At 60.5% G+C, this 23,046-nt stretch carries 23 protein-coding genes and 1 pseudogene; 12 read left to right on the forward strand and 12 right to left on the reverse strand.

Annotation, left to right across the window (positions count from 1 at the left end; translation table 11 throughout):
* The first annotated feature begins 141 nt into the window (after positions 1-141).
* Complete coding sequence (locus tag ASD36_RS17255) at positions 142-882, forward strand: GntR family transcriptional regulator (protein WP_162252463.1); 741 nt, start codon at positions 142-144, stop codon at positions 880-882.
* 20 nt (positions 883-902) lie between these two features.
* Here the strand turns inward: ASD36_RS17255 and ASD36_RS17260 are convergent, their stop codons facing one another.
* Positions 903-1,670: an aspartate/glutamate racemase family protein gene (locus ASD36_RS17260; RefSeq protein ID WP_060511331.1), complete on the reverse strand. Its 768-nt coding sequence runs from the start codon at positions 1,668-1,670 to the stop codon at positions 903-905.
* Between the two features lie 370 nt (positions 1,671-2,040).
* On the opposite strand from ASD36_RS17260, the gene ASD36_RS17265 reads away from it, so the two are divergent.
* From ASD36_RS17265 to ASD36_RS17280, 4 genes are all read left to right on the forward strand, one after another.
* Positions 2,041-3,057 (forward strand): amino acid ABC transporter substrate-binding protein, encoded by a 1,017-nt coding sequence (locus ASD36_RS17265; protein ID WP_060511333.1) that lies wholly within the window; start codon positions 2,041-2,043, stop codon positions 3,055-3,057.
* Positions 3,058-3,123: 66 nt separating this feature from the next.
* A complete protein-coding gene (locus ASD36_RS17270) occupies positions 3,124-4,272 on the forward strand; it encodes an ABC transporter permease subunit (RefSeq protein ID WP_060511335.1) in 1,149 nt (382 codons plus the stop codon).
* Complete coding sequence (locus tag ASD36_RS17275) at positions 4,272-5,366, forward strand: amino acid ABC transporter permease (protein ID WP_082562828.1); 1,095 nt, start codon at positions 4,272-4,274, stop codon at positions 5,364-5,366. Before ASD36_RS17270 ends, ASD36_RS17275 begins: the two co-directional genes overlap by 1 nt.
* The gene (locus ASD36_RS17280) at positions 5,359-6,798 is read left to right on the forward strand and encodes an amidohydrolase family protein (protein ID WP_060511337.1); all 1,440 of its coding nucleotides are present in this window, start codon (positions 5,359-5,361) and stop codon (positions 6,796-6,798) included. Before ASD36_RS17275 ends, ASD36_RS17280 begins: the two co-directional genes overlap by 8 nt.
* A gap of 49 nt (positions 6,799-6,847) precedes the next feature.
* Here ASD36_RS17280 and ASD36_RS30680 read toward each other — a convergent pair whose 3' ends face one another.
* From ASD36_RS30680 to ASD36_RS17305, 9 genes are all read right to left on the reverse strand, one after another.
* Positions 6,848-7,015 carry a hypothetical protein gene (locus ASD36_RS30680; RefSeq protein WP_156393880.1) on the reverse strand — a complete coding sequence of 56 codons (168 nt, stop codon included), beginning with the start codon at positions 7,013-7,015 and terminating at the stop codon, positions 6,848-6,850.
* Between the two features lie 67 nt (positions 7,016-7,082).
* The gene (locus ASD36_RS31030) at positions 7,083-7,232 is read right to left on the reverse strand and encodes a hypothetical protein (protein ID WP_164491967.1); all 150 of its coding nucleotides are present in this window, start codon (positions 7,230-7,232) and stop codon (positions 7,083-7,085) included.
* Positions 7,229-7,375 (reverse strand): hypothetical protein, encoded by a 147-nt coding sequence (locus ASD36_RS30685; protein ID WP_156393881.1) that lies wholly within the window; start codon positions 7,373-7,375, stop codon positions 7,229-7,231. Before ASD36_RS30685 ends, ASD36_RS31030 begins: the two co-directional genes overlap by 4 nt.
* 101 nt (positions 7,376-7,476) lie before the next feature.
* Positions 7,477-7,623 (reverse strand): hypothetical protein, encoded by a 147-nt coding sequence (locus ASD36_RS31035; protein ID WP_164491968.1) that lies wholly within the window; start codon positions 7,621-7,623, stop codon positions 7,477-7,479.
* A gap of 399 nt (positions 7,624-8,022) precedes the next feature.
* Positions 8,023-9,750 (reverse strand): biotin carboxylase N-terminal domain-containing protein, encoded by a 1,728-nt coding sequence (locus ASD36_RS17285; RefSeq protein WP_060511340.1) that lies wholly within the window; start codon positions 9,748-9,750, stop codon positions 8,023-8,025.
* A 43-nt stretch (positions 9,751-9,793) separates the two neighbouring features.
* Positions 9,794-11,395, reverse strand: a complete 1,602-nt coding sequence (locus ASD36_RS17290; RefSeq protein ID WP_060511343.1) for a 5-oxoprolinase/urea amidolyase family protein — start codon at positions 11,393-11,395, stop codon at positions 9,794-9,796.
* A gap of 7 nt (positions 11,396-11,402) precedes the next feature.
* A complete protein-coding gene (locus ASD36_RS17295) occupies positions 11,403-12,209 on the reverse strand; it encodes a putative hydro-lyase (RefSeq protein ID WP_060511345.1) in 807 nt (268 codons plus the stop codon).
* A 22-nt stretch (positions 12,210-12,231) separates the two neighbouring features.
* Positions 12,232-12,996 (reverse strand): 5-oxoprolinase subunit PxpA, encoded by a 765-nt coding sequence (locus ASD36_RS17300; RefSeq protein ID WP_060511347.1) that lies wholly within the window; start codon positions 12,994-12,996, stop codon positions 12,232-12,234.
* Positions 12,997-13,007: 11 nt separating this feature from the next.
* Complete coding sequence (locus ASD36_RS17305; RefSeq protein ID WP_060511350.1) at positions 13,008-14,270, reverse strand: NRAMP family divalent metal transporter; 1,263 nt, start codon at positions 14,268-14,270, stop codon at positions 13,008-13,010.
* Positions 14,271-14,663: 393 nt separating this feature from the next.
* Here ASD36_RS17305 and ASD36_RS17310 point away from each other — a divergent pair, with 393 nt between their 5' ends.
* Positions 14,664-15,332, forward strand: coding sequence for a GntR family transcriptional regulator (locus ASD36_RS17310; RefSeq protein WP_060503373.1), 669 nt, complete (start codon positions 14,664-14,666; stop codon positions 15,330-15,332).
* Positions 15,333-15,537: 205 nt separating this feature from the next.
* Positions 15,538-16,929, forward strand: a complete 1,392-nt coding sequence (locus ASD36_RS17315; RefSeq protein ID WP_060511352.1) for a family 16 glycosylhydrolase — start codon at positions 15,538-15,540, stop codon at positions 16,927-16,929.
* A gap of 34 nt (positions 16,930-16,963) precedes the next feature.
* On the opposite strand, the pseudogene ASD36_RS17320 reads toward ASD36_RS17315, so the two are convergent.
* A pseudogene (locus ASD36_RS17320) lies at positions 16,964-17,424 on the reverse strand (acyl-CoA thioesterase).
* A 130-nt stretch (positions 17,425-17,554) separates the two neighbouring features.
* The gene (locus tag ASD36_RS17325) at positions 17,555-18,202 is read right to left on the reverse strand and encodes a GntR family transcriptional regulator (RefSeq protein ID WP_060511354.1); all 648 of its coding nucleotides are present in this window, start codon (positions 18,200-18,202) and stop codon (positions 17,555-17,557) included.
* Positions 18,203-18,391: 189 nt separating this feature from the next.
* On the opposite strand from ASD36_RS17325, the gene ASD36_RS17330 reads away from it, so the two are divergent.
* From ASD36_RS17330 to ASD36_RS17350, 5 genes are read left to right on the forward strand one after another with little or no spacing between them, the layout of a single operon-like run.
* Positions 18,392-19,819, forward strand: coding sequence for a M20 family metallopeptidase (locus ASD36_RS17330; RefSeq protein WP_060511356.1), 1,428 nt, complete (start codon positions 18,392-18,394; stop codon positions 19,817-19,819).
* Between the two features lie 51 nt (positions 19,820-19,870).
* A complete protein-coding gene (locus ASD36_RS17335) occupies positions 19,871-20,590 on the forward strand; it encodes an ABC transporter permease (RefSeq protein ID WP_060511358.1) in 720 nt (239 codons plus the stop codon).
* Positions 20,590-21,315: an ABC transporter permease gene (locus ASD36_RS17340; protein WP_060511360.1), complete on the forward strand. Its 726-nt coding sequence runs from the start codon at positions 20,590-20,592 to the stop codon at positions 21,313-21,315. Before ASD36_RS17335 ends, ASD36_RS17340 begins: the two co-directional genes overlap by 1 nt.
* Positions 21,312-22,094: an ATP-binding cassette domain-containing protein gene (locus ASD36_RS17345; RefSeq protein ID WP_060511361.1), complete on the forward strand. Its 783-nt coding sequence runs from the start codon at positions 21,312-21,314 to the stop codon at positions 22,092-22,094. Before ASD36_RS17340 ends, ASD36_RS17345 begins: the two co-directional genes overlap by 4 nt.
* A 47-nt stretch (positions 22,095-22,141) precedes the next feature.
* Complete coding sequence (locus tag ASD36_RS17350; RefSeq protein ID WP_060511363.1) at positions 22,142-22,999, forward strand: transporter substrate-binding domain-containing protein; 858 nt, start codon at positions 22,142-22,144, stop codon at positions 22,997-22,999.
* The last annotated feature ends 47 nt before the right edge of the window (positions 23,000-23,046 follow it).

The following is a 23,046-nucleotide window of genomic DNA, read 5'->3' on the forward strand; positions in this document are numbered from 1 at the left end:
GGTACAAGGCTTGTATTCGTTTTCAGTTTGCGCCATCACGATTATACCTTCCGCCGCGCCGGCGATCGCCAAGCCATCAAACAGATCGGCGGTGGTCATTCGTACCAAGGCTGGGCGAGGGATCGTGTGTGGAACATCATCATGCCAAGCGTGCCGAAAACGGCTGAGAGTGCCGACAAGCCAAGCCGTCCGACAGCCGCGCGCAAGCGCACTGGCCAGACCGACGAACGCATTCACGGCGAGATTTACGCCGCCATTATCAATCATCAGATCCGGCCGGCAATGCCGTTGCAGGAAGACGCGTTGGCGACAGCTTTCGGCGTCAGCCGCACGATCATCCGCAAGGTGCTTCAGCGCCTCGCGCACGAAAAGCTCGTCGACCTCATCCCCAACAAGGGCGCCTTTGTCGCAAAACCCTCGATAGAGGAAGCCCGGCAGGTCTTTGAGGCGCGGCGCGGCGTCGAATGCATTCTTGTGGCCAAGCTCGCGGCAACCGTCACCGATGACGAAATTGGCAGGCTGGCCAGCCTCTTGGCGGAGGAAGCCGACGCACTCGCCCGCACCGACCGGAAACGCCGGCTTCAGCTGTCCGGGGATTTCCACCTGGAACTGGCGACCCTTGCCGGCAACGCCGTGATGCGCGGGTTCGTGCAGGAACTGGTATCGCGCACCTCCCTGATCATCGCACTCTATGAATCGCCCGGCGCCGTGCCGTGTTCCCAAAGCGAACATAGCGATATCATTGACGCATTGAAGCGCAGGGATGGAGCGGCCGCGGCGCGGGTTATGGAACACCATTTGCGCCATATCGAAGCGCAGATCGAGTTGGCCGATCAGCCCCTGCGTGTGGATTTCTCCACGCTTTTCAAGCCGGTCAACTGAAACGGGCGGCGCTTGGCGATTCAGCTGGCCCGGAGGACGTCGCCGCGCTGAGCCATTCCGGTCGCAGCGCCATAGCCGGAGAGTTTTCCACGATAGATCTTCGGCAGCGGCGGGGCGAGATCACCGCGTTTCGAGGTCTTCAGGCCCATGCCGACGATTGCTTCAGCGAATTTTACAGCTGCCGCGACACCATCGATAACCGGCACCTGCAGCCGTTCTTCGAGATAACTCGCCAGATCGGCCATTCCCGCACAGCCAAGCACGATTGCCGACGACTGGTCCTCCTGCAGAGCCCGTTCGCATTCGGCAAGGATCGTCGCCCGGGCGTTCGAGTCCGGGTTTTCAAGTTCGAGAACCGGCACATCCGTTGCCCGCACCCGGCGGCAATGATGCTCCATGCCGTATGTGCGCACGAGGTGTTCGGTGATGATGCGGGTACGCTCAAGCGTCGTCACGACGGAGAACCCGGTGGAGACGAATGTGGCGGCGTGCATGGCCGCTTCGGCAATGCCAAAGACGGGCGCATTGGTGATCTCGCGTGCTGCAAGCAAGCCCGGATCACCGAAACAGGCGATCACATAGGCATCTGCCGGCGGCCCTTCAAGGATTTCGTCGATCAACCCGACAATGCTCATTGCTTCATCGAAGTGGCCCTCGATCGAGGCTGCGCCGGACTTGGAGGTTGTTGCTATGATTTCGGTGCGCTCCGCTGCTACCGCACGGGCAGCAGCGCCGATCAGGTCCGTCATCGAAGACGTTGTATTCGGATTGATGAGCTTGATCCTCATGGCGTCCTCGCTGAATGCACGGTTCGCTCCATGCCTAATTGTATACTATTTTATCCACTATTGGATTTTATGCTGGATTGTCAACTTTCCGCTTGGCGCAACGATACCTTCGCCGCCGAAATGTGAGGTAATGCCCGGTTAAACGGTCTTTTCAACCTTTCGAGTGGGGAAAGTTCATTTTAGGTCCTGAGGCTGCCGGTAGCCGGCATACCGAAACGCCATCATTTCTTGGATTCGGTTTTGTTGCCAAAACACTTTTAACATTGTACACAATTTTTGCGATCGGGAGGATCGCCGATTGTGGGGTTTCTGCTGGAGGGCGGAAGCATCCTTCGATCGTAACAGCGAAGAAACCACGAGGGAGGGGACTATGAAACAAGGATTTCTGGCGATCTGCGCCGCCGCCACAGCACTTCTGGCAGCCAGCGTCGCGCAGGCGGGAACGCTCGATACCGTAAAGGACCGCGGCAAGCTGGTCTGCGGCGTGTCGCTCGCCACGCCAGGGTTTGCCGCGCCGGACGACAAGGGCCGGATGCAGGGCTTCGATGCCGACATCTGCCGCTCGGTTGCAGCCGCCGTCTTTGGTGATGGCGACAAGATCGAGTTCGTACCGACCAATATCAACACCCGATTCCAGGCGCTGCAATCCGGCGAGATCGACATGCTGTCGCGCCAGACCACGCAGACCTTTTCTCGCGAAGCCTCACTCGGGCTCGATTTTGGCCCGACGGTGTTTTACGACGGCCAGGGCCTGATGGTTGCCAAGTCACTCGGCGTTTCCAGCGCCAAGGAGCTGACGGACGCCGCCATCTGCACGCTTCCCGGCACGACAACCGCGCAAAATCTCAGCGATTTCTTCCGGACGATCGGCGGCAAGTTCGAGCTGGTGGTGTTCGAAAGCCCCGATGAAAACCGGGCAGCTTTCTTCGCCGGACGTTGCGAAGCGATCTCGTCAGATCGCTCTGACCTCGCATCGATCCGTGCGGTAGCCAATAATCCCGACGACTATCTCGTGCTGCCGGAAACCATCTCGAAGGAGCCGCTTGCGCCCGCCGTCCGTCAGAACGATTCCAATTGGCGCGATATCATGTCCTGGTCGGTCTGGCTGCTGATGGCAGCGGAGGAAAAAGGCATTACTCAGGCCAATGTCGATGAGATGTTGAAAAGCCAGGATCCGGACATCCAGCGCATGCTCGGCGTCACTGATGAACTCGGCGCCATGCTCGGCCTCGACAACAAGTGGGGCTACAACGTCATCAAGGCCGTCGGCAATTACGGCGAAATCTTCGAGCGCAGCCTGGGTGAAAAAACGCGGCTTGGGCTGACACGTGGACCGAACGCACAGTGGAATGCCGGTGGTCTAGTCTACGCACCGCCATTCCGTTGAGTGCATCGCTCGCGCGCATGAAGCGCGCGAGCTTTCTCCCGTTCGGCAAAATAGCGGCGAGTTTTCATGAGCTTCCTGAATGATATGCGTTTCCGCGCCTTCTGCTATCAGATCGGCGCGATCGGTCTGGTTGTTGCGGCGGCATGGACCATGTTTGCGACAGCGAGCGACAATCTTGCAAAGCAGAACATTGCCACCGGTTTCGGCTTCCTGGCGCGGCAGGCCGGTTTCGTCATCAGCGAAACGGCGATTGCCTACCAGCCGACCGACAGCATCGGCCGGGCGATCCTGGTTGGCATCGTCAACACGGTCAAGGTCTCGCTGCTTGCCGCGATCCTCGGCACCGTCCTGGGGCTCTTCGTCGGCGTGGCCCGCATGTCGCGCAATCCGCTTTTGGCGCGTTCGGCACTTGCCTATGTCGAGGTGCTGCGAAACGTCCCGCTGCTGCTCTATCTCTTCCTCTGGTACTCGTTGATCATCATGGTGTTTCCGCCAGTCAAGCAGGCGCTCAACATCCTGCCTGGTGTCTACCTATCCAACAGCGGGCTGGTTCTTCCCGCGGTGTTCCTGGAAAGTGGCGCTGCGATCTTCGCATTGCTCATCTGTGCCGGTATCGCAGCGGCGATCCTGATCCGGCGCATCAGCCAGCAACGGCGAGTCGCGACCGGAAAGTCCAACCACGGCATGGCCTTTGCCTGTCTCGCACTGGTATTGCCGCCCCTCATTCTCTGGGCACTGGGCCTTGTTTCCTTCGGTTGGGATATTCCGCAGGCCGGCAGGTTCCGGCTGACCGGTGGTCTGCATGTACGGCCGGAATTCGTTGCCTTGCTGTTCGGGCTTCTTCTGAGTGTGTCCGCCAGCGTTGCCGAAATCGTGCGGGCCGGCATCCAGGCCATCGGGCCGGGACAGTGGGAGGCTGCCGCAGCACTCGGGCTTCATCGTTCACGGGTGATGCGGCTGGTCGTGTTGCCGCAGGCCCTGCGCCTGATCATTCCGCCTCTGACCAATACCTACCTGACCGTCTTCAAGAACAGCTCGCTGGCGATTGCCATCGGCTATCCGGATCTGGTGATGGTGTCCAACACCGTCATGAACCAGACGGGGCAGGCGATCGAGACCATCGCCATCTTCATGGGTGTCTATCTCGGCCTGTCGATCACCATTTCGCTGGCGATGAACTGGTACAATGCGCGTGTTGCGCTGAAGGTGCGCTGATGGCCGAAACTCAAGCTCTTCCGTTGCCGGTCGGCGCTGCCAAGCCGCCCGTGCGGCGTTCTGGATGGGCCAAGGCCTATTTCGGCACGCCGCTGAATTCCATGATCAGCCTTGTCTCGATGGCTATGATCTTTTTCCTGGGCAAGCTGGCGTTTGGCTGGCTGGTGCTCAATGCCGTCTTTTCCGGTGATGGCGCAGCCTGCAAGGACAGCAGCGGCGCGTGCTGGCCGTTTCTTGCCGAAAAACTCCGCTACATGATCTTCGGCTTCTATCCGTTCGAAGAGCAATGGCGGCCGCTGTTAGCCCTGACGCTGTTTCTGACGAGCTGCCTGATCTCGATGATACCCCGCTTCTGGAGCCGGGCACTGCTGTGTGCGTGGCTGCTTGTGGTTCTGCCGGTGCTCTATGTCCTTATGGCGGGTGGGGTTCTCGGTCTTTCATCGGTCCCGACATCGAGCTGGGGCGGCTTGCCGCTGTCATTCATGCTCTCCTTCATCGGGCTGGTCTGCGCCCTGCCGCTCGGCATCGGGCTTGCGCTTGCGCGCGCCTCAAGCCTACCGGCGATCCGCGTTCTTGCAGTCGGCTTTATCGAGATCGTCCGCGGCGTTCCCTTGATCAGCATCCTGTTCATGGCAACGGTAATGCTGCCCTTGTTCATGCCGGAGGGCGTGACCATCGACAAGCTTCTGCGGGCACAGGTCGCCATCATCATTTTTGCCGCCGCCTATATCGCCGAAATCGTTCGCGGCGGCCTGCAAGATGTTCCAGAAGGCCAGTTCGAGGCGGGATCATCGCTTGGTCTGTCTTACTGGCAGGTGATGCGAAAAATCGTCCTGCCGCAAGCCTTGAAGAAAGTCATACCGCCGATGGTCGGGCTGTTCATCGGCTTTTTCCAGGATACGACGCTGGTCACCATCGTCGGCCTGCTCGATTTCCTCGACACCGTGCGCTCGGCGCTGCGGGATCCCGAATGGCAGGGCATTGCCGTACTCGAAGGCTATGTCTTCGCCGCCGCCGTCTATTTCACCTTCAGCGCCCTGATGGGCCTGTACAGCCGCTTTCTCGAACAGCATTTCAGGGTCACCCATGGCTAACGATATTCATGTCATCCGCAACGTAAGCACGATCGTCGGTTATGACGAAAACCGGCAAGGACATGCCTATATCGCCGATGGCGACATAGCCTTCGATACCGGCGGCTTCATCCATGTCGGCGGCCGGTATGATGGCACGTTCACGCACGAAATGTCCGGCAAGGACAAAATGGTGCTGCCCGGGTTTGTCAACGTGCACTGCCATTCCGGCGAGGAGCCGATCTCCAAAGGCCTGTTTGAAGATGAGGGCACGGCTGCTCTCTGGGGCAACGCTCTTTATGAATATTCCAACCTGATCGAGATCAGCGACAGCGCGGTCGAGGCCTCGTTGACGGTGATGCTCGGGGATCTGATGCGCAGCGGCGTCACGACCCTGGTCGATATTGCCGGCCCGCATGACAGCTGGTTGCCGACCTTGGCAAAGAGCGGTGCCCGTGCCTATGTGGCGCCCGGCTTCCGCGAAGCCGCTTGGCACGTCGAAGACAGCCGCCGCCTTGATCTCACGTGGGACAAGGGCAGGGGATATGAGGCGTTCGCCCGGGCACTTGAAGTTGTCGACACGGCCCGCGCGCATCCGTCCGGCAGACTGGGCGGCATCGTCTCGCCCTCGCAGGTCGAGACATGCTCCGCCGAGCTGTTGCAGGCAGCGGCAGAGGCAGCGCGGACGCGGAATGTGCCCATTACTGTGCACGCAGCCCAGACGATGGCCGAACATGAAGAACTAATGCGCCGCACAGGCCTGACAGCGGTCCAGTATCTCGACGAGCTGGGCGTGCTTGGCGAAGACCTGATCATCGGACACTGCATCTTTGTCGACGGCCATTCCTGGACGCGGCAGCGGACCGATATGGATCTCGGCCTTCTTGCGGAGCGCCGAGCCTCGGTGGCGCACTGCCCCGTTACCTTCTCGCGCAGCGGCATGGTGCTGCAATCGCTCGGCCGCTACCGCCGCCGGGGTGTCAATGTGGGGCTTGGAACCGACAGCTATCCATTCAACATGCTGGAAGAAATGCGCCAGGCAATGATCTGCTCGCGCATTGCCGGCCGTTCGGTCTTCGACGTCGGCACAGCAGATGTGTTCGAGGCCGCCACGCTTTCCGGAGCACGTGCGCTCGGCCGGCGCGATATAGGCCGGATAGCACAGGGGGCCAAGGCCGATTTCCTGTTGGTTGACCTGAAGCATTCGGCCATGCAGCCAGTCTATGACCCCTTGCGTAACCTTTTGCACTGCGCTGCAGAACGGGCCATTGACGCTGTTTATGTGGATGGCCGACCGGTGGTCGAAGCGGGCAAGGCACTTCATCTCGATTATGATGGCGCGGTGGCAGAACTGCAGGAAGCACAGGATTTCGCAGTCAGACACCTTCAGTCAAATGATCCTGCTGGGCGGTCGAGCACTCTGCTCGCAAGACGATCACTCCCGGCGATGTGAGACACGGTACCTCGTAACCTGCTTGACCACAGGTCTCACACAGTGAGCCTCACTGGTCGAGCAGGTTTTCCCGCCAGGACATTTCATCGATCCGGTCCTGGCGCGTGGGGTTCATTTTCGCATTGAACCGCCGTTGGCTGAGAATACCGTAAGCGATGGCGATGCCACAGACTGCGAGCGCTGCCATCAGTGCTATGATCCACGTTACGCTGGCCATTTTCCGTCTCCTCCGGATGGCAAAACGCGGCAGGTGTGCTCAAAGTTCCAAAAAACCGGAATACCATTCAACCATAGGGCAGCATTTCGCTGTGGACCTTGGCGGGCGGCTCGACAGCGCTGGTTGAAACGGGGCGGTAAAACGCGTTGTGTATAAGCAGGAGGGCCGTCAAAAAGAACGCGGTGACCATCAAGAGCAAGACGTCACGGGCCGTCATCGCCGTTCACCCGCTTTGCCGGTGTCGAACGGTACCAGGACCAAAGGATCGTCCCATCCCAAGTTATCTTGATCGCGGATAAGCGGCGCCCAAGTGCCGCGATTAAAGTTTGTAAGGCAAAGCGCAAAACGATTGTCGTCCATCGCAAATCTCCTCTATCGCGAGAACACGATGGACCGGTAAAAGTTCCCTGCTGTTCGACGTTGCGAACGCCGATGACAGTCGGGGACGGTTACCCAGTGAATTATTTTGGTATCGACGAGGTGATTTCGCCCGACACGCCGTCATGTGCGGCTGGCGTGCCATAATGGGCCATCGCGAAATTCAGCGTGAACATCGCAACGACCGTAAATGCGATGACAGCGAGCGTAATTCCTTTGTCCGTGTTCATATCCTGATCCCTTCGCGAGCAACTGCAACGCTTTGAAAGCCGGGATCAGGCTATTGTGCGGCACGGAAACTGCTGTTCCACCAGTGACACTCATCATGGTAAATGGCGGGTTAAAACAGAGCCGTTTGGCGTGAAAAAGCAGTCAGGATTGCGGTAAAGGAGAGAACAAGAGAGTGCACCGGCGTCTGGGCGAGGCGGCGTCTATGCGGGTTAGGCCTTCGGCTTCCACAACGGACCCTGCATCCACCTGCCCTCCCTCCGTGCCGTTTTTGAATAAGGGCATATCGCCGAAGCCGACAATGCAGGCAGAGAACCACGCCGCCCTTGTAAGGGCAACGTGGTGAATGCACCGGTTTTGTCACATGTCAGACGCGGCGAAAGGACCTGACTGGAAAAGCCTTACTCGACCCGGGCGAGGGCCGATCCGGCATTCACGTAGGCGCCTTCTGCAGCCTTGATGCGCAGCACGCCGGAGCGCGCCGAGAGGATCTGCGTTTCCATCTTCATTGCTTCCATCACGGCGATCAGGTCGCCCTCTTTGACAGTATCGCCGTCGTTGCATTTCCAGGCCTGCAACGTGCCGGAAATGGGAGCCGCAACCGTGGAGGCGTCCTCGACATTCGCCGTTGCCGCCGGACCGGACTCCTGTCCTTTCAAGCCGCCGAGACCGGCCAGCAATGTAGCCGGAATGCCAAGCGTATGGCGTTTGCCGTCGATCTCGACATGAGTGCGGATCAGCGATGTGTCGGCACCCGGAGTGGGCCGGGTTTCGGCTGCCAGGGTGTCTGCGAAATCGGTCTCGATCCAGCGCGTGTGAACCTTGAAACCATCTTCGCCGATGAAGTCAGAGGCTTCCATCGCGGCGCGGTGGAACGGCAGAACCGTCGCGATGCCTTCGATCTTGAACTCCTGGAGTGCCCGGCGCGCGCGTGTCATCGCCTGCTCGCGGGTGGCGCCGGTGACGATCAGCTTCGCCATCAGCGAATCGAACGTGCCGGGAATGGTCGAGCCGGAGACGACGCCGCTGTCGAGTCGCACGCCGGGGCCGGACGGGGCTTCGAAGGCCATGATGGTACCCGGTGTCGGCAGGAAGCCGCGGCCGGGATCTTCGGCATTGATGCGGAATTCGATCGAGTGGCCGCGCGGGGCAGGCGTCTCGGTCACCAGCAGCGGCAGGCCGTCGGCGATGCGGAACTGTTCGATCACAAGGTCGATGCCGGTGGTCTCTTCGGTGACGGGATGTTCGACCTGCAGGCGGGTATTGACCTCGAGGAAGGAGATCGTGCCATCGACGCCGAGCAGAAATTCGACCGTACCGGCGCCGGAATAGCCGGCGGCGGCGCAGATCTTTTTTGCGGCATCGTGGATCGACTGGCGCTGCGCGTCGCTGAGGAAGGGAGCGGGGGCCTCTTCGATGAGCTTCTGGTTACGCCGTTGCAGCGAACAATCGCGGGTGCCAAGCACCAGGACGTTACCGTGTTTGTCGGCGATCACCTGTGCCTCGATATGGCGCGGACGGTCGAGGAAACGTTCGAGGAAACATTCGCCGCGGCCAAAGGCGGCCTTGGCTTCACGCACGGCCGACTCGTAGAATTCGGCAATGTCTTCCATTTTCCAAGCGACCTCGATCCCGCGCCCACCACCGCCGTGGGCGGCCTTGATCGCGACCGGAAGGCCGAATTTTTCGGCAAAGGCAATAACCTCGGCTGCCGTTTCGACAGGGCCGTCGCTGCCGGCCACCAATGGCGCACCGACGCTCTTGGCGATCCGCCGTGCTTCCACCTTGTCGCCGAGCGCTTCGATGACATGCGGATCGGGGCCGATCCAGATCAGACCGGCATCGATAACCGCACGGGCAAATTCTGCCCGCTCGGAAAGAAAGCCATAGCCCGGATGCACGGCGTCGGCGCCGGAGCGTTTGGCAATGCCGATCAGCTTTTCGATGTCGAGATAGGTTTCCGCCGGCCGGCTGCCGGAAAGCCCGTAGGCTTCGTCGGCCAGTTGGACGAACAGCGCGTCCATGTCCGGATCAGCATAGACTGCAACCGAGCCAATGCCATGATCGCGGCAGGCGCGGATGATACGGACGGCGATTTCGCCACGGTTGGCAATCAGCACTTTTTTCATGGGTTCTATCCTCATTGTCCTTGTTCGGCCGGGCATCACGATATCAGGCGTTGGCAGGCTTGATATCGGCGAAGGCCGTCACGGGCCGGAAGCGGATTTTTGCATTGACCGGAATCTGCCCGGCGAGATCGAGATGGTATTCGGCGACGGTCCCGACCACAGGATAGCCACCGGTCAGCGGATGGTCGGCGAGGAACAGCACGGGCTGGCCGCTATGCGGCACCTGGATGGCGCCGGTGGCCGTGCCTTCGCTCGGCAGTTCCGCCTTGTCCTTACGCTCGAGCGGCACGTCGCCGGACAGACGGATGCCGACGCGGTTCGATTGTGGAGTCATCGTCCAGAGCTGCCCGGAAAGCGTGGCGATCCCGGCTTCTGTAAACCAGTCGCTGCGCGGCCCCATCACCACGTCGAGCGTCACGGTCTCACCCGAGGCCGGATGCTCGAAGGCCGGCGCTTCGGTGAGCGAGACAGGCGCCAGGCCGTTCGTCCCGGTCTCGATAGCCAGCACGGCGCCCGCGGTCACGGGGGCCGGACCGACGATGGCGAGCGTATCGGTGGAGGCACTACCAAGCACCGGCTGGACGGCAAAGCCGCCGCGGATTGCGAGATAGCTGCGCATGCCCTTCGGTGCCTGGCCGAGTGTGACCACGTCGCCGGGCTCCAGCGAGATCGGCTGGTAGGTTTCGGCCGTCTGAACGTTACCCGCAGCATCACGGACGAGGATGGGGCAGGGCGCGCCGGTGATGCCGAGCACCGCGCGGCCGGTGATCTCGAAGGAAAAGCCGCCGAGGGTGATTTCCAGGCAGGCGAAATCGACGGGATTGCCGACAACGCGATTGGCGGCCTTGAGAGCGCCAAGGTCGAGCGCGCCGGAGGCCGAGACGCCCTGGCCGGTCTGGCCGAACCGGCCAAGATCCTGAAACAGCGCCGGCATGGGGGCCGCCAGCACCTTCAGCGTCAGCGCATCGGCTGCCTGGGGCAGCGCTGGCTCTGCGGACGTCTTGGCGGCAGCCGTGGAGATCGTCGCGTTGGCCTTCGAGAGATCGGTGAAACGCACCCGGTAACCCGGCTGAAACAGCGCCGGCGGATCGCGTGACAGATCCCACATCTTTTCCGGCGTCGTGCCGATGATCTGCCAGCCGCCGGGGCTTGCCTGCGGGTACACACCCGAGAAGGCGCCCGCGAGCGCGACGGAACCGGCCGGTATTTTCGTACGCGGGCTCTGGCGGCGCGGCACCTGCAGGGCGGGATCGCCGCCGACAAGATAGCCAAAGCCGGGTGCAAAACCGCAGAAAGCGACAGTGAATTCGCTTTCGGTGTGGCGGCGAATGACCTCTTCGACCGGCAGGCCGGTCAGCTCGGCTACATCCGCCAGATCCTCGCCATTATAGTTGACGGGGATTTCGACGCATTTGTCGGATGGCGCGATGCGGGCGGAGAGGTCGCGGGTGGCGATTGCGCCGGCAAGCCGTTCGGCCGTCAGCCGTTCCGGACGGAAACGGATCATCAGGGTGCGGGCAGCTGGCACCATGTCTTCGATGCCGTCAACCGGATCGGCTTCGAGCGAGGCAAACAGCGCCAGCGTCTCGTCGAGATCGGCGAGTTCGACAAGCAGGACTGTCAGGCTGACGGGTAGAAAACGCATCGGAACCTCAGGCGTGATAAGCGGAATCAGGGATATCGGTGATGAACATATGACCCGGTGCATGGGTGATGGCAAACGGGACACCGGACGCCATGACGGCTGCCTGCGGGGTGACGCCGCAGGCCCAGAAGACCGGGATTTCACCTGGCTCGATCCGCACCGGATCGCCGAATTCCGGCTTGGCGAGATCCTTGATGCCGATCTCCTCCGGGGCGCCGATATGCACCGGCGCGCCATGCACCGACGGGAAGCGGCCGGAAATCGTCGCAGCGTCGGCAACGCGCGAAGCGGGGATCGGCCGCATCGACACGACCATATTGCCATGCAGGCGCCCGGCCGGACGGCAGGGCTTGTTGGTCAGATACATCGGTACGTTGGACTTGTCGGTGATGTGGCGGATCTCGATGCCGGCTTCTGCCATCGGTGTCTCGAAGGTGAAGCTGCAGCCGATCAGAAAGCTGACGAGATCGGGATGCTCGGCCCAGGCGGCGCGCGCATCGGCGGTTTCTTCGGCCAGCTTGCCATTGCGCCAAATGCGGTAGAGGGGAATATCGGTGCGCAGGTCAGCGCCAGGGGCGAGCAGGGTGGCATGCGAGCCGGGATCGGACACATCGAGAACCGGGCAGGCCTTCGGATTGCGCTGCGCATACAGCAGGAAATCGAAAGCCCAGTCGCGCGGCAGCACGATCATGTTGGCCTGGGTGAAACCGGGCGCGACGCCCGAGGTCGGCTCGACTGCGCCTGCGCGATAACGCTCGCGGGCGAGGCGCGCCTGTTCGGCATTCACGTGGCGAAGATGGTCTATCGCGATCATTGTGTTCCTCCCAAAATGTCGATCAGGCCGGCAGAAATGACTGGACGGTGATGCCGTCTGCCTCGAAGGCACGGCAAATTTCCTGCGCAATGGCAACGGCGCCCGGGCTGTCGCCGTGGACGCAGATCGACTGCGCGTCAATTCTGATGGTCGATCCGTCGATTGCTTCCAGCGTGCCTTCATGGGCAAGCTGCAGCATGCGGCGGGCGATCAGTTGCGTATCGTGCAGCACGGAACCCTGCTCGCGGCGCGACACGAGCTGTCCGTCCGGCGTATAGGCGCGATCGGCAAAGGCTTCGGCGACCGTCTTCAGGCCGGATTCTTGGGCCAGCGCGAGGATCGGGGCATTGGCGAGGCCCATCAGGACGAGTGTGGGATCGATCGCCTTGATGGCATCGATCACGGCCTGTCCCTGCTTGGTATCGTGGGCGATGCGGTTGTAGAGGGCGCCATGCGGCTTGACATAGCCGACGGTCACGCCGGCGGCTGCGGCCATGCCCTTCAGGGCGCCGATCTGGTAGATTACGTCGGCGATCAGTTCGCCGCTGGTCACATCCATGTCGCGCCGGCCGAAGCCGACGCGATCGGGATAGGAGACATGCGCACCGATCGAAACACCCTTTTCAGCTGCGGCCTTGACGGTCTTCCCGATACCGGCGGGGTCGCCGGCATGGAAGCCGCAGGCGACATTGGCGCTGGAAACGATGGCCAGCATCGTTTCGTCGTCGCCCATGCGCCAGGCGCCGTAGCTTTCACCGAGATCGCTGTTCAGATCGATGGCAGTCATGTTTATCCTCCTCAGGTGGCTGGCGACAACAGGGCGAAGATCGGGCCGATCGACTTGTAGCCCATGTACCAGGTGAGCGCGCAAGCCAGGACACCGAGCACCAGCAGCCAGCGCGGATAACGGTAGCCGGCCATGAGGTCCGACCGTGCCCAGGCGGCGTAGATGAAGATCGACAGGCCGATAGGCAGGATCAGGCCGTTGAGGCCGCCAACGAAGACCAGCATCTGCGCCGGAGGCGTGGTGATGATCACGTAGAAGAACAGCGAGACGGCGATGAAGATCACGGTCGCGATGTTGCGGGCGCGTTCGCTGATGTCCTTCTTGAAGACGGTGATGAACGATACCGAGGTATAGGCTGCGCCGATCACCGAGGTGATGGCGGCAAACCACAGAACGGCACCGAAGATGCGGTATCCGGTTTCGCCTGCGGCCGCCTGGAAGGCCTGCGCCGCCGGGTTGGCGCCCTTGCCGGATACATCGATGACGACACCGCTGGCGACCACGCCGAGAATGGCAAGGAACAGCACGTAGCGCATCAGGCCGGTGACGGCGATGCCGGTCAACGCTGCCTGATTGACGGCGCCGAGGTTCTCGATGCCGACCGTGCCCTTGTCGAGCAGGCGATGAGCGCCGGAATAGGTGATGTAGCCGCCGACCGTGCCGCCGACGATGGTGGTGATCGTGGCGAAATCGATGGTGGAGGGCAGGAAGGTCTGGAACAGCGCATCGCCGACCGGTGGAGCCGAGACGATCGCGACATAGAGTGTCAGCAGGATCATCAGGATGCCGGCAACGACGATCAGCCGGTCGATGGCAACGCCTGCGCGCTTCGAGCTGAAGATGCCGATGGCGATCAGTGCGCTGATGGCGCCGCCCCATTTTGGATCAAGGCCGATCATGGCGTTGAGGCCGAGGCCCGAGCCACCGATATTGCCGATGTTGAAGAACAGGCCGCCGACGATGACGAGAACGGCCAGCAGGTAACCGGTACCGGGGATGGCAGCATTGGCAATGTCGGATGCGCGCATCTTGGTGAGCGTCACGATCCGCCAGATATTCAGCTGCACAATGAAATCGATGAGAATTGACGCGAGGATCGCGAAAGCGAAAGCGGCGCCAAGCTTGCTTGTGAACGTGGCTGTCTGGGTGATGAAACCCGGGCCGATGGCGGATGTCGCCATCAGAAAGATTGCTGCGACGAGTGCGGCGCGGCGCGACTTGGCCGACATGCCGGGCGTTGCCGCTTTGTTGGGTGAGATAGCTGACTGTTCCATGAACCCTCTCTGTTATTTAAGGCGCCCGCAAACTCACCGGGGTTGGCCCATATCAATTTTATTGACAGTCGCAACCTTGCCGCATTTCACAATTCTGTCAATATTGTTCAACGATTATTATTTCATCGTTCTATCATACTGTTGAAATGTTGAGCCTTTCATATTTGAAGCGAGAGCAAATATGCTTCTCTGACGTGCTGTTTGGGCTCGTTTTCGACGTGGGGCGGCGCCGTTTTGTTGTCGATGAGGACAGAACCGGATGACGGAAACGCACCGTGAGAGCCGCAAAGCATACTCCTATCCATGTGTTCGCCCCAGACCCCATTTCCAAGGGAAGAAAACCACGATATCGGTCAACCATGAGATGCTAACTGCTTCGAATGAAAGACATGTATGACTGACCAGGACATGACATCCGCACTCGCGCCGCGCCTGGCGGAAGCGATCCGTAACAAGTTGATCGCTGGCGAACTCAAGCCCGGCCATCGCCTGTCGGAAGTGAAGTTGAGCGCCGATCTGCAAGTTTCCCGCAATTCCTTGCGCGAAGCGTTCCGGCTTCTGACCAAGGAGGGCCTGCTGCGTCACGAGCCGAATCGGGGCGTTTTCGTTGCCATTCCCAGCATGGCCTCGATCATCGATATCTACCGGGTGCGCCGCGTTATCGAGTGCCGTGCGGTGGCCCAGGCCTACCCAAAGCATCCCGCAGTCGGCCGCATGCGCGCTGCAGTCGAAGAGGCGCGTGCAGCCAGCATCAAGAGCGATTGGGGCACGGTCGGCAGCGCCAACATGGTCTTCCATGCGGCGATCGTCGATCTCGCCGACAGCGAGCGCCTCAACGTGTTCTATCTCCAGATCGCTGCGGAGCTGCGCCTGAGTTTCGGGCTTCTTGATAGTCCAGAACTTCTGCATGCACCTTATATCGAGCTGAACGCCGCCATCGTCGAAAAGCTCGATGCCGGCGAGATGCAGGAAGCCGCCGCGGCGCTGGAGGCGTATCTTTTGCAATCGGAACGCACCGTCCTTGCCGCCTTCTCGCGCATTCCAGACAAGGGAAAAGCCTGAACTGCGTAGCTGTTCCGAAATCGGTCACACTTGATCCAGAACGGGATCGCTTGTCTGCCTATTAACGTCGCTTGCTGGTTTCGTGCGCTTCTGCCCAATCGATGATGGGGGATCCGGCGGCCTGCTGTAGCTTGGGTGCACTGCGGCATCGTTCTCGTTTTATGTTTCCGCAGGCAATTGCCAGCAGGCCAGACAGGAGACGATCATGCGAAAAACCGTTTTGAATGCCGTTGGGCAAACTCTGCTCTACAGTGACAGTTCGACCGGGTTTTTCTCCGCAACCGGCTCGGGCCCGGTGCTGAAGGGAACGGCGGGCAACGATTCCATGTGGGGCGACAGCGCCGTCAACGTCACGATGAGTGGGGGCACGGGCGACGACATCTATTACCTCTATTCGGCGATCAACCGGGCTTATGAGGCGGCAGGTGAGGGGGTCGACACGATCAGCACCTGGATGAGCTTCACCCTGCCGGAGAATTTCGAGAACCTGACCGTCACCGGCGATCTGCGCTATGCCTTCGGAAACGCCGGCGACAACATCATCAAGGGGGCTTCCGGCCGTCAGACCCTAGACGGCCGAGGCGGCAATGACGTGCTTACCGGCGGTTCAGGCGCGGATACCTTCATTTTTACCAAGGGGAATGGCAGCGATCTGATCACAGATTTTGAAGCCGCCGATATCGTCCGGCTAAATCACTATTCGCTGACGTCTTTTGATCAGGTTCTCGCCAATGCGAGGCAGGAAGGCGCGCATCTGAGGCTCGATCTCCGCGATGGCGAAAGCCTGGTGTTTGCCGATACGGCCAAGGCCGATCTGAGTGCGAACCAGTTCGAACTGAGCCTTGACCGTTCCGCCCTGACGCAGACATTCGGCGATAATTTCAATACGCTCCGGCTGATGAATGGGACGGAGGGTGTCTGGGAGGCAAAATACTGGTGGGCGCCGGAAAAGGGCGCCACGTTGACGGGCAATGGCGAGCTTCAGTGGTACGTCAATCCCCGTTATGCGCCGACATCCGAAAGCAATCCGTTTTCCGTCAGCGACGGCGTGCTGACGATCACGGCGGAAAAAACGCCCGATGCGATCAGCGGCGAGGTCAATGGGTACGACTACACGTCCGGCATGCTGACGACGCACGCCTCCTTCTCGCAGACCTATGGCTATTTCGAAATCCGTGCCGATATGCCGGAGGATAAAGGCGTGTGGCCGGCGTTCTGGTTGCTTCCGGAAGACGGCTCCTGGCCGCCGGAACTGGATGTCGTCGAAATGCGCGGTCAGGATCCCAATACCGTGCATGTGACGGTTCATTCGAACGAAACCGGGAAGAAAACGTCTGTTGCCACCGCCGTCAGCGTCTCCGATACGCAAGGTTTTCACACCTATGGCGTCCTGTGGCAGAAGGAGGAAATTGTCTGGTACATCGATGATGTTGCCGTTGCACGCGCCGATACGCCATCCGATATGCACAAGCCGATGTATATGCTTGTCAATCTTGCGGTCGGCGGCATGGCTGGCGCGCCTGCGAACGGATTGCCCGACGGTTCGGAGATGAAGATCGACTATATCCGTGCCTATACGCTGGACGATCTGGCCTGACCTCAGCCCTGATGACGTTTCGACGCAGTTGGCATCATTCTTCTGACCCGGTGCCAGCTGCCTTGAAACGTTCCTCGAACTCGCGCCGGAGGCTGCGCCTTACTTGTGCAGCACGTTCACGGCGTTTGGCGACGCCGGTTTTTGGGCTATAGGCGGGCACATTGGTCGGGCGCCCCTCGGCATCGACGGCAACCATGGTGAAATAGCAGGAGTTGGTATGCCGTCGCTCACCGGTGCGGATGGTTTCCGCCTCGACCCGGATGCCGACCTCCATCGATGTGCGGCCGGCATAGTTGATCGAAGCGCGAAACGTCACCAGTTCGCCGACATGGATCGGCTGACGGAAGACAACCTGATCGACCGACAGCGTCACGGCATATTCCTGCGAGAAACGGGATGCGCAGGAAAAGGCGACACGGCGAGAAGGTTGAGCAGCGCACCACCATGAACCTTGCCGCTGAAATTGGCCATGTCGGGCGTCATCAGGACGACCATCTCGAGTTGGCTCGTGTCATGCCCCGTTTCCAAAATGCGCCCCGTCGTGTTTCCTGAAATTCTTACCGATTATCTACAACGAACCGGCGCTGATCAACCCGGGCCGCCGCGGGCGTACGATCACGACCGCTTATTTCGGTGTGTCGGCCGGTTGGCGGATATGCAGGGCGATGAGCCGTTTCAGCTCTTCCGCATTCCGTGCTTCCAGTGCATCGATCATCATGTGATGCTCGCGGCCGGATTTCTCGATCCGTGCACGCGTCCGCCATTGCGAAACGGGGGCTGACGACGTGCGCTGGCGAATTTCCGAGACCAAGTCGACCAGGGCCTGATTGCCGCCCAGCAGCAGCAATTCGCGATGAAAGGCCAGGTTGGCCTCGTAATGCTCCAGAATTGTTCCCGTCAGCGTCATTTCGTCAAAGTATCTCGCAAGCCCGCGCAAAGTGGCGATGCTGTCGGAGGTTGCGTTGGCGACCATCATGTCAGCAACGGCCGTCTCGAGTATGACGCGGATATCACCGACTTCCCTCGCATTGCGGTCGTCCGGTTGATAGACGTGGTAGCCGCGATTGGGCACGTGCGCGACCAGCCGCTTCTGCGACAGGCGATCGAGCGCGCGGCGGACTTCCGGCCTTGTGCAGTCATATCGCCGCTCCAGATCGATCTGCTTCAGCCAGGTGCCGGCAGGCAGCATGCCCGTCAGGATGTCTTGAAGCACAAGTTCGGTCACGTCCCGCTCTTCGGGGCCGACAGCCGTTTTACTTTGAACTTCGCTCATGAATTCTTCCTGTTGTCCTGGATCGGCGCCGTATGCCTGAGCCGCGCTTTTCTTGTAACCGAGTCTCGGCAAATGCCACGCAGATGGCTCTGATTAAAATTATTCATTGGCGCCAGTTGCGCAATTTATTTTTGTATCTTAAATTGGCGCCAATATTGGTAACTATAAGACAAGCGAGAGCCTAGCGCCATGAAAAACTCCGATTCCGTCTGGGCTTTCGTCGAAGCGAAACGTGAGGCTTTTTTCGCGCTCAGTGACCGTGTCTGGGATGTGCCTGAAACGAACTATGAGGAATTTTCCGCCTGCGAGGAGCATGCGCGATTACTGACGCAGGAGGGTTTCCGCGTCGAACGCAATGTCGCGGGTCTCCCCACGGCCGTCATGGGCGAAGCCGGCGAAGGCGGCCCGGTGATTGCCATTCTTGGCGAGTTCGATGCCTTGCCCGGCCTCAGCCAGGAAGCCGGCGTTGCCGAGGAGCGGCCGCTCATCTCCGGCGGCAATGGCCATGGTTGCGGTCACAACCTTCTGGGTTCCGGTTCGATGATGGCCGCTGCTGCGGTCAAGGAATTTCTCGCAGCCAACGGACTGAAGGGACGGGTGCGCTATTACGGTTGCCCCGCCGAGGAGGGCGGATCGTCCAAGGGGTTCATGGTTCGGGCCGGTGTTTTCGACGACGTCGATATTGCCATCTCCTGGCATCCGGCCGCGTTTTCCGGCGTCAACAACCCGATATCGCTTGCCTGCAACGAGCTGAATTTCCATTTCAGCGGCCGCGCATCGCATGCCTCTGCAACGCCGCATCTTGGCCGCAGCGCCCTTGACGCGGTCGAACTCATGAATGTCGGCGTCAACTACATGCGCGAGCATATGCCCTCGTCGGCGCGGGTTCATTACGCCGTCACCGATGCGGGCGGAGCAGCGCCGAATGTGGTCCAGGCCCGCGCGACGGTACGCTACCTGATCCGGGCTCGGACGCTGGGCGAGTTGCTTGGCCTTGTCGAGCGCGTCAAGAAAATCGCCGATGGCGCCGCCTTGATGACCGAAACGACGGTACGCAGCGAAGTCGTCAGCGGCGACGCCAATCTCGTTGGCAATACGCCGCTGGAGGAATGCATGTATGCCAATCTCCAGCGTCTCGGTCCGCCTGATTTTGATGCAACAGACAACGATACTGCATTGAAATTCCAGCGGACATTCTCGCCGGAAGACATTGCGGCATCCTATGCTCGCTTCGGCATCAAGCCGAAGAAGGGGCAGGCGCTTTGCGATCTGATCTATCCGCTCGGCAGCGGCGACGGCTCGATCGTCGGCTCGACCGATGTCGGCACCGTCAGCTGGGTTGTCCCGACCGTGCAGATGCGCGGCGCAACCTATGCTATCGGCACGCCGGGCCATTCCTGGCAACTGGTGGCACAAGGCAAGCTGCCGGCCGCACACAAGGGCATGGAATACGCGGCCAAGGTCATGGCGAGCACAGCACTTGACCTGATCGCCAATCCGGCGCTGATCGAGGCTGCCAAGGCGGATCACCGGGAGCGCCTTGACGGCAACCCGTTCGTCAATCCCATTCCCGACGACGTTTCGCCGCCTCTGCCGGAGAGCCCCAATGGCCGCTAAACCGACCCTTAAAGGCAGTGCATCCTGCCAGTTTTCCGCAAAGGGGGCGCCATGACCCAGCCGGGATTTTTTGATCTGCTGAGTTTTGGCCCGGATGGCTGGGCAAAGGCGCTGATGGCTGGCGCCTGGATGACGATCCTGATCGCGCTGTCCGGCTATACGATCGGTGCCATCATCGGCACATTCGGCGCCTGGGCGAAGATTTCCGGCGGCAAGACACTGCGTGTTGCCGCCGATGCCTATACGACCGTCTTGCGCGGCATACCGGACCTTCTCGTCATCTATCTGCTCTATTTCGGCGGAAGTGCCGCGATCACCTCGATCGGCAGGCTGTTCGGCGCTGACGGGTTCATCAGCTTCCCCGGTTTTCTCGCAGGCGCGCTTGCGGTTGGCATCACGTCCGGCGCGCAGCACACGGAAGTGTTTCGCGGGGCTTTCAAGGCGGTTCATCGCGGCGAGATCGAGGCGGCGATTGCCTGCGGTATGTCCCGTTCGCTGCGCTTCCGGCGCATCATCGCACCGCTTACCTTGCGCCATGCGCTGCCGGGTCTCGGCAATGTGTGGCAGGTCGTCCTTAAGGAATCGGCCCTGGTCTCCATCACCGGCGTGGTCGAACTTCTGCGCCAGTCGCAGATCGGCGCCGGCTCAACCGGTCTGCCGTTCGACTTCTACCTGATTGCCGCTCTGATCTATCTCGCCATCTCGACTGTCTCCAGCATCGCCATGCGGCAAGCAGAGCGTCATTTCAGCCGCGGCGTGAGGAGAGGCTGATGGATTGGGAATTTACACAGGAAACGTTTGTCAGCCTCGTTTCGGCCCTGCCGCTGACCTTGTCGCTTGCTGCCACCGCAATTGCCCTTGGTGCGATATTGGCATTGGCTTTGGCGCTTGCGCGCACCTCGGGCATTCTGGTTCTCGACTGGTTCGCCCGGGCCTATGTCTTCGTCTTTCGCGGTACACCGCTGCTCGTCCAGATCTTCCTGATCTATTATGGCCTCAGCCAGTTTCCCGCCGTTCGCCACAGCATCTTCTGGCCGGTCCTGCGCGACGCCTACTGGTGCGCGGTGATGGCGCTCAGCCTCAATACCGCCGCCTATGCCAGCGAAATCATCCGCGGCGGCCTGCTGTCGGTACCGCATGGACAGGTTGAGGCGGCGCGCGCCAGCGGCATGCCGCGATTGATGGTCTTCCGCCGTATCGTCCTGCCTCTGGCGATCCGCCAGGCGCTGCCCGGTTACGGCAACGAGATGATCTCGATGATCAAGGCGACGTCGCTCGCTTCCATCATCACGATCATGGAAGTCACCGGCGTTGCTGCCCGGATCATCTCCGAGACCTACCGCGCCATCGAAGTGTTCGTAGTGGCGGGCTTCATCTACCTGGCGATCAATTTCCTTCTGACGCGCCTGGTCCAGTTGGTCGAATTCAAGCTCAGCCCGCATTTGCGGCAACCGGAAAACGCCGCCCAAATGGCTATTGCAGGAGATGCGCGATGAACCTTCCCTTGTCCGCGGTGGAGCCGCCGGCGCTGAGCGTCAAGGATCTTCACAAGAGTTTTGGGCCGATCGAGGTCCTCAAGGGGATTTCGCTCGACGCGAGGGAAGGCGAGGTCGTGTCGATCCTGGGTTCCTCCGGCTCTGGAAAATCGACCTTCCTGCGCTGCATTAACATGCTGGAAACACCGGATTCCGGCAGCGTGACAGTCGGCAGCGAAACAATCAAAATGGCGCCTGCGCGCCACGGCAAAAGCAAACCGGCCGATATCGCCCAGGTGGACCGTGTCCGCTCGAGGCTCGGCATGGTGTTCCAGAGCTTCAATCTGTGGACCCACAAGACCATTCTCGAGAACATTATCGAAGCCCCGGTGCACGTGCAGAAAAGGCCGCGCAGGGAGTGCATCGAGGAAGCCGAAGCGCTGCTTGCCAAGGTCGGCATTGCCGACAAGCTCAATCAGTATCCGTCACATCTCTCCGGCGGCCAGCAGCAGCGGGCGGCGATTGCCCGTGCGCTGGCCATGCGGCCGGACGTCATGCTGTTCGACGAGCCGACATCGGCGCTCGATCCCGAACTTGTCGGCGAGGTGCTGCGTGTCATGCGGTCGCTCGCCGAAGAGGGGCGCACCATGCTGATCGTCACCCACGAGATGGGTTTCGCCCGCGACGTCTCCAGCCGGGTGATATTCCTGCACAAGGGGCTGGTCGAGGAAGACGGCAGCCCGAAGGACGTCTTCGAAAACTCCAGATCCGACCGTTTCCGGCAGTTCATCAAGGGATGAGCGTCGCGATATTTCCAACAACCGATCAAAAAAAGGGGAATGCAACAATGAAAACCATCAGATCCATCTTCAAGGCGGCCTGCTTTTCGGCGCTGATGCTGGCATCGGCCGGTGCGCATGCGGAAGAAAAGAAATGGACGCATGTGACGATTGCCACCGAAGGCGCCTTCAAGCCCTACAACTTCACCAAGCCGGACGGCACGCTCGACGGTTATGAGATCGAGCTGACGAAATATCTCTGCGCCCATATGAAGGTGGAGTGCGAAGTTGTCGTCCAGAATTTCGACGGCATGATCCCGGCGCTGAATGCAGGAAAATTCGATGCGATCATTTCCGGCATGTCGGCGACCGAAAAGCGCGAGAAAGTCATCGACTTCAGCAATTCCTACGGCTCAACCGGCCAAGCATTCGCAACGCTGAAATCAAGCCCGCTGGCCACCATGCCATCGAAAGGGGAGGTTTTCTCGCTGGCCTCCAACGAAGCTGGCGCCCTGAAAATCCTTGAGACGATCAAGCCTGAGCTTCAGGGCAAGATCATCGGCGTGCAGATTGCGTCGACCGGCGCCTCTTTCGTCGACAAATATCTGAAGGGCGTGGTTGAGGTTCGCGAATACAAGACGACCGAGGAGCATGATCTCGATCTGGCCGCCGGCCGCGTCGATCTTGTCATGGCGTCGATGGCCTACCTGACGACGGCATCGGAAAAGCCCGGCAACGAAGACATGACGACGGCCGGTCCGCGCTTCCAGGGCGGGTTCCTCGGACGTGGCAGCTCGGTCGGCCTGCGAAAGACCGACCCGGAACTGAAGGCGATGTTCAATGCCGCGATCGAGGCCGCCAAGGCTGACGGCACGATCAAGACATTGTCGGAAAAGTGGTTCGGGTTCGACGTTACGCCGCTGTGAGACGCAACTAGTTGTGTAGCCGCTATTGCGATGGCGGCTACAGGATG

The sequence above is a fragment of the Rhizobium sp. Root1334 genome (genome assembly GCF_001426665.1).
Taxonomy (GTDB): domain Bacteria; phylum Pseudomonadota; class Alphaproteobacteria; order Rhizobiales; family Rhizobiaceae; genus Pararhizobium.

Coding starts and splice junctions, on each gene's coding strand:
- ASD36_RS17295 (WP_060511345.1), bottom strand. CDS start 12,209: ATGATCGCGATAGACCATCTTCGCCACGTGAATGCCGAACAGGCGCGC.
- ASD36_RS30680 (WP_156393880.1), bottom strand. CDS start 7,015: ATGGCCAGCGTAACGTGGATCATAGCACTGATGGCAGCGCTCGCAGTC.
- ASD36_RS31030 (WP_164491967.1), bottom strand. CDS start 7,232: ATGACGGCCCGTGACGTCTTGCTCTTGATGGTCACCGCGTTCTTTTTG.
- ASD36_RS17325 (WP_060511354.1), bottom strand. CDS start 18,202: ATGAGCGAAGTTCAAAGTAAAACGGCTGTCGGCCCCGAAGAGCGGGAC.
- ASD36_RS17330 (WP_060511356.1), top strand. CDS start 18,392: ATGAAAAACTCCGATTCCGTCTGGGCTTTCGTCGAAGCGAAACGTGAG.
- ASD36_RS17305 (WP_060511350.1), bottom strand. CDS start 14,270: ATGGAACAGTCAGCTATCTCACCCAACAAAGCGGCAACGCCCGGCATG.
- ASD36_RS17280 (WP_060511337.1), top strand. CDS start 5,359: ATGGCTAACGATATTCATGTCATCCGCAACGTAAGCACGATCGTCGGT.
- ASD36_RS17300 (WP_060511347.1), bottom strand. CDS start 12,996: ATGACTGCCATCGATCTGAACAGCGATCTCGGTGAAAGCTACGGCGCC.
- ASD36_RS17340 (WP_060511360.1), top strand. CDS start 20,590: ATGGATTGGGAATTTACACAGGAAACGTTTGTCAGCCTCGTTTCGGCC.
- ASD36_RS17255 (WP_162252463.1), top strand. CDS start 142: ATGCCAAGCGTGCCGAAAACGGCTGAGAGTGCCGACAAGCCAAGCCGT.
- ASD36_RS17275 (WP_082562828.1), top strand. CDS start 4,272: ATGGCCGAAACTCAAGCTCTTCCGTTGCCGGTCGGCGCTGCCAAGCCG.
- ASD36_RS17345 (WP_060511361.1), top strand. CDS start 21,312: ATGAACCTTCCCTTGTCCGCGGTGGAGCCGCCGGCGCTGAGCGTCAAG.
- ASD36_RS17310 (WP_060503373.1), top strand. CDS start 14,664: ATGACTGACCAGGACATGACATCCGCACTCGCGCCGCGCCTGGCGGAA.
- ASD36_RS30685 (WP_156393881.1), bottom strand. CDS start 7,375: ATGGACGACAATCGTTTTGCGCTTTGCCTTACAAACTTTAATCGCGGC.
- ASD36_RS17315 (WP_060511352.1), top strand. CDS start 15,538: ATGCGAAAAACCGTTTTGAATGCCGTTGGGCAAACTCTGCTCTACAGT.
- ASD36_RS31035 (WP_164491968.1), bottom strand. CDS start 7,623: ATGAACACGGACAAAGGAATTACGCTCGCTGTCATCGCATTTACGGTC.
- ASD36_RS17335 (WP_060511358.1), top strand. CDS start 19,871: ATGACCCAGCCGGGATTTTTTGATCTGCTGAGTTTTGGCCCGGATGGC.
- ASD36_RS17285 (WP_060511340.1), bottom strand. CDS start 9,750: ATGAAAAAAGTGCTGATTGCCAACCGTGGCGAAATCGCCGTCCGTATC.
- ASD36_RS17260 (WP_060511331.1), bottom strand. CDS start 1,670: ATGAGGATCAAGCTCATCAATCCGAATACAACGTCTTCGATGACGGAC.
- ASD36_RS17270 (WP_060511335.1), top strand. CDS start 3,124: ATGAGCTTCCTGAATGATATGCGTTTCCGCGCCTTCTGCTATCAGATC.
- ASD36_RS17290 (WP_060511343.1), bottom strand. CDS start 11,395: ATGCGTTTTCTACCCGTCAGCCTGACAGTCCTGCTTGTCGAACTCGCC.
- ASD36_RS17350 (WP_060511363.1), top strand. CDS start 22,142: ATGAAAACCATCAGATCCATCTTCAAGGCGGCCTGCTTTTCGGCGCTG.
- ASD36_RS17265 (WP_060511333.1), top strand. CDS start 2,041: ATGAAACAAGGATTTCTGGCGATCTGCGCCGCCGCCACAGCACTTCTG.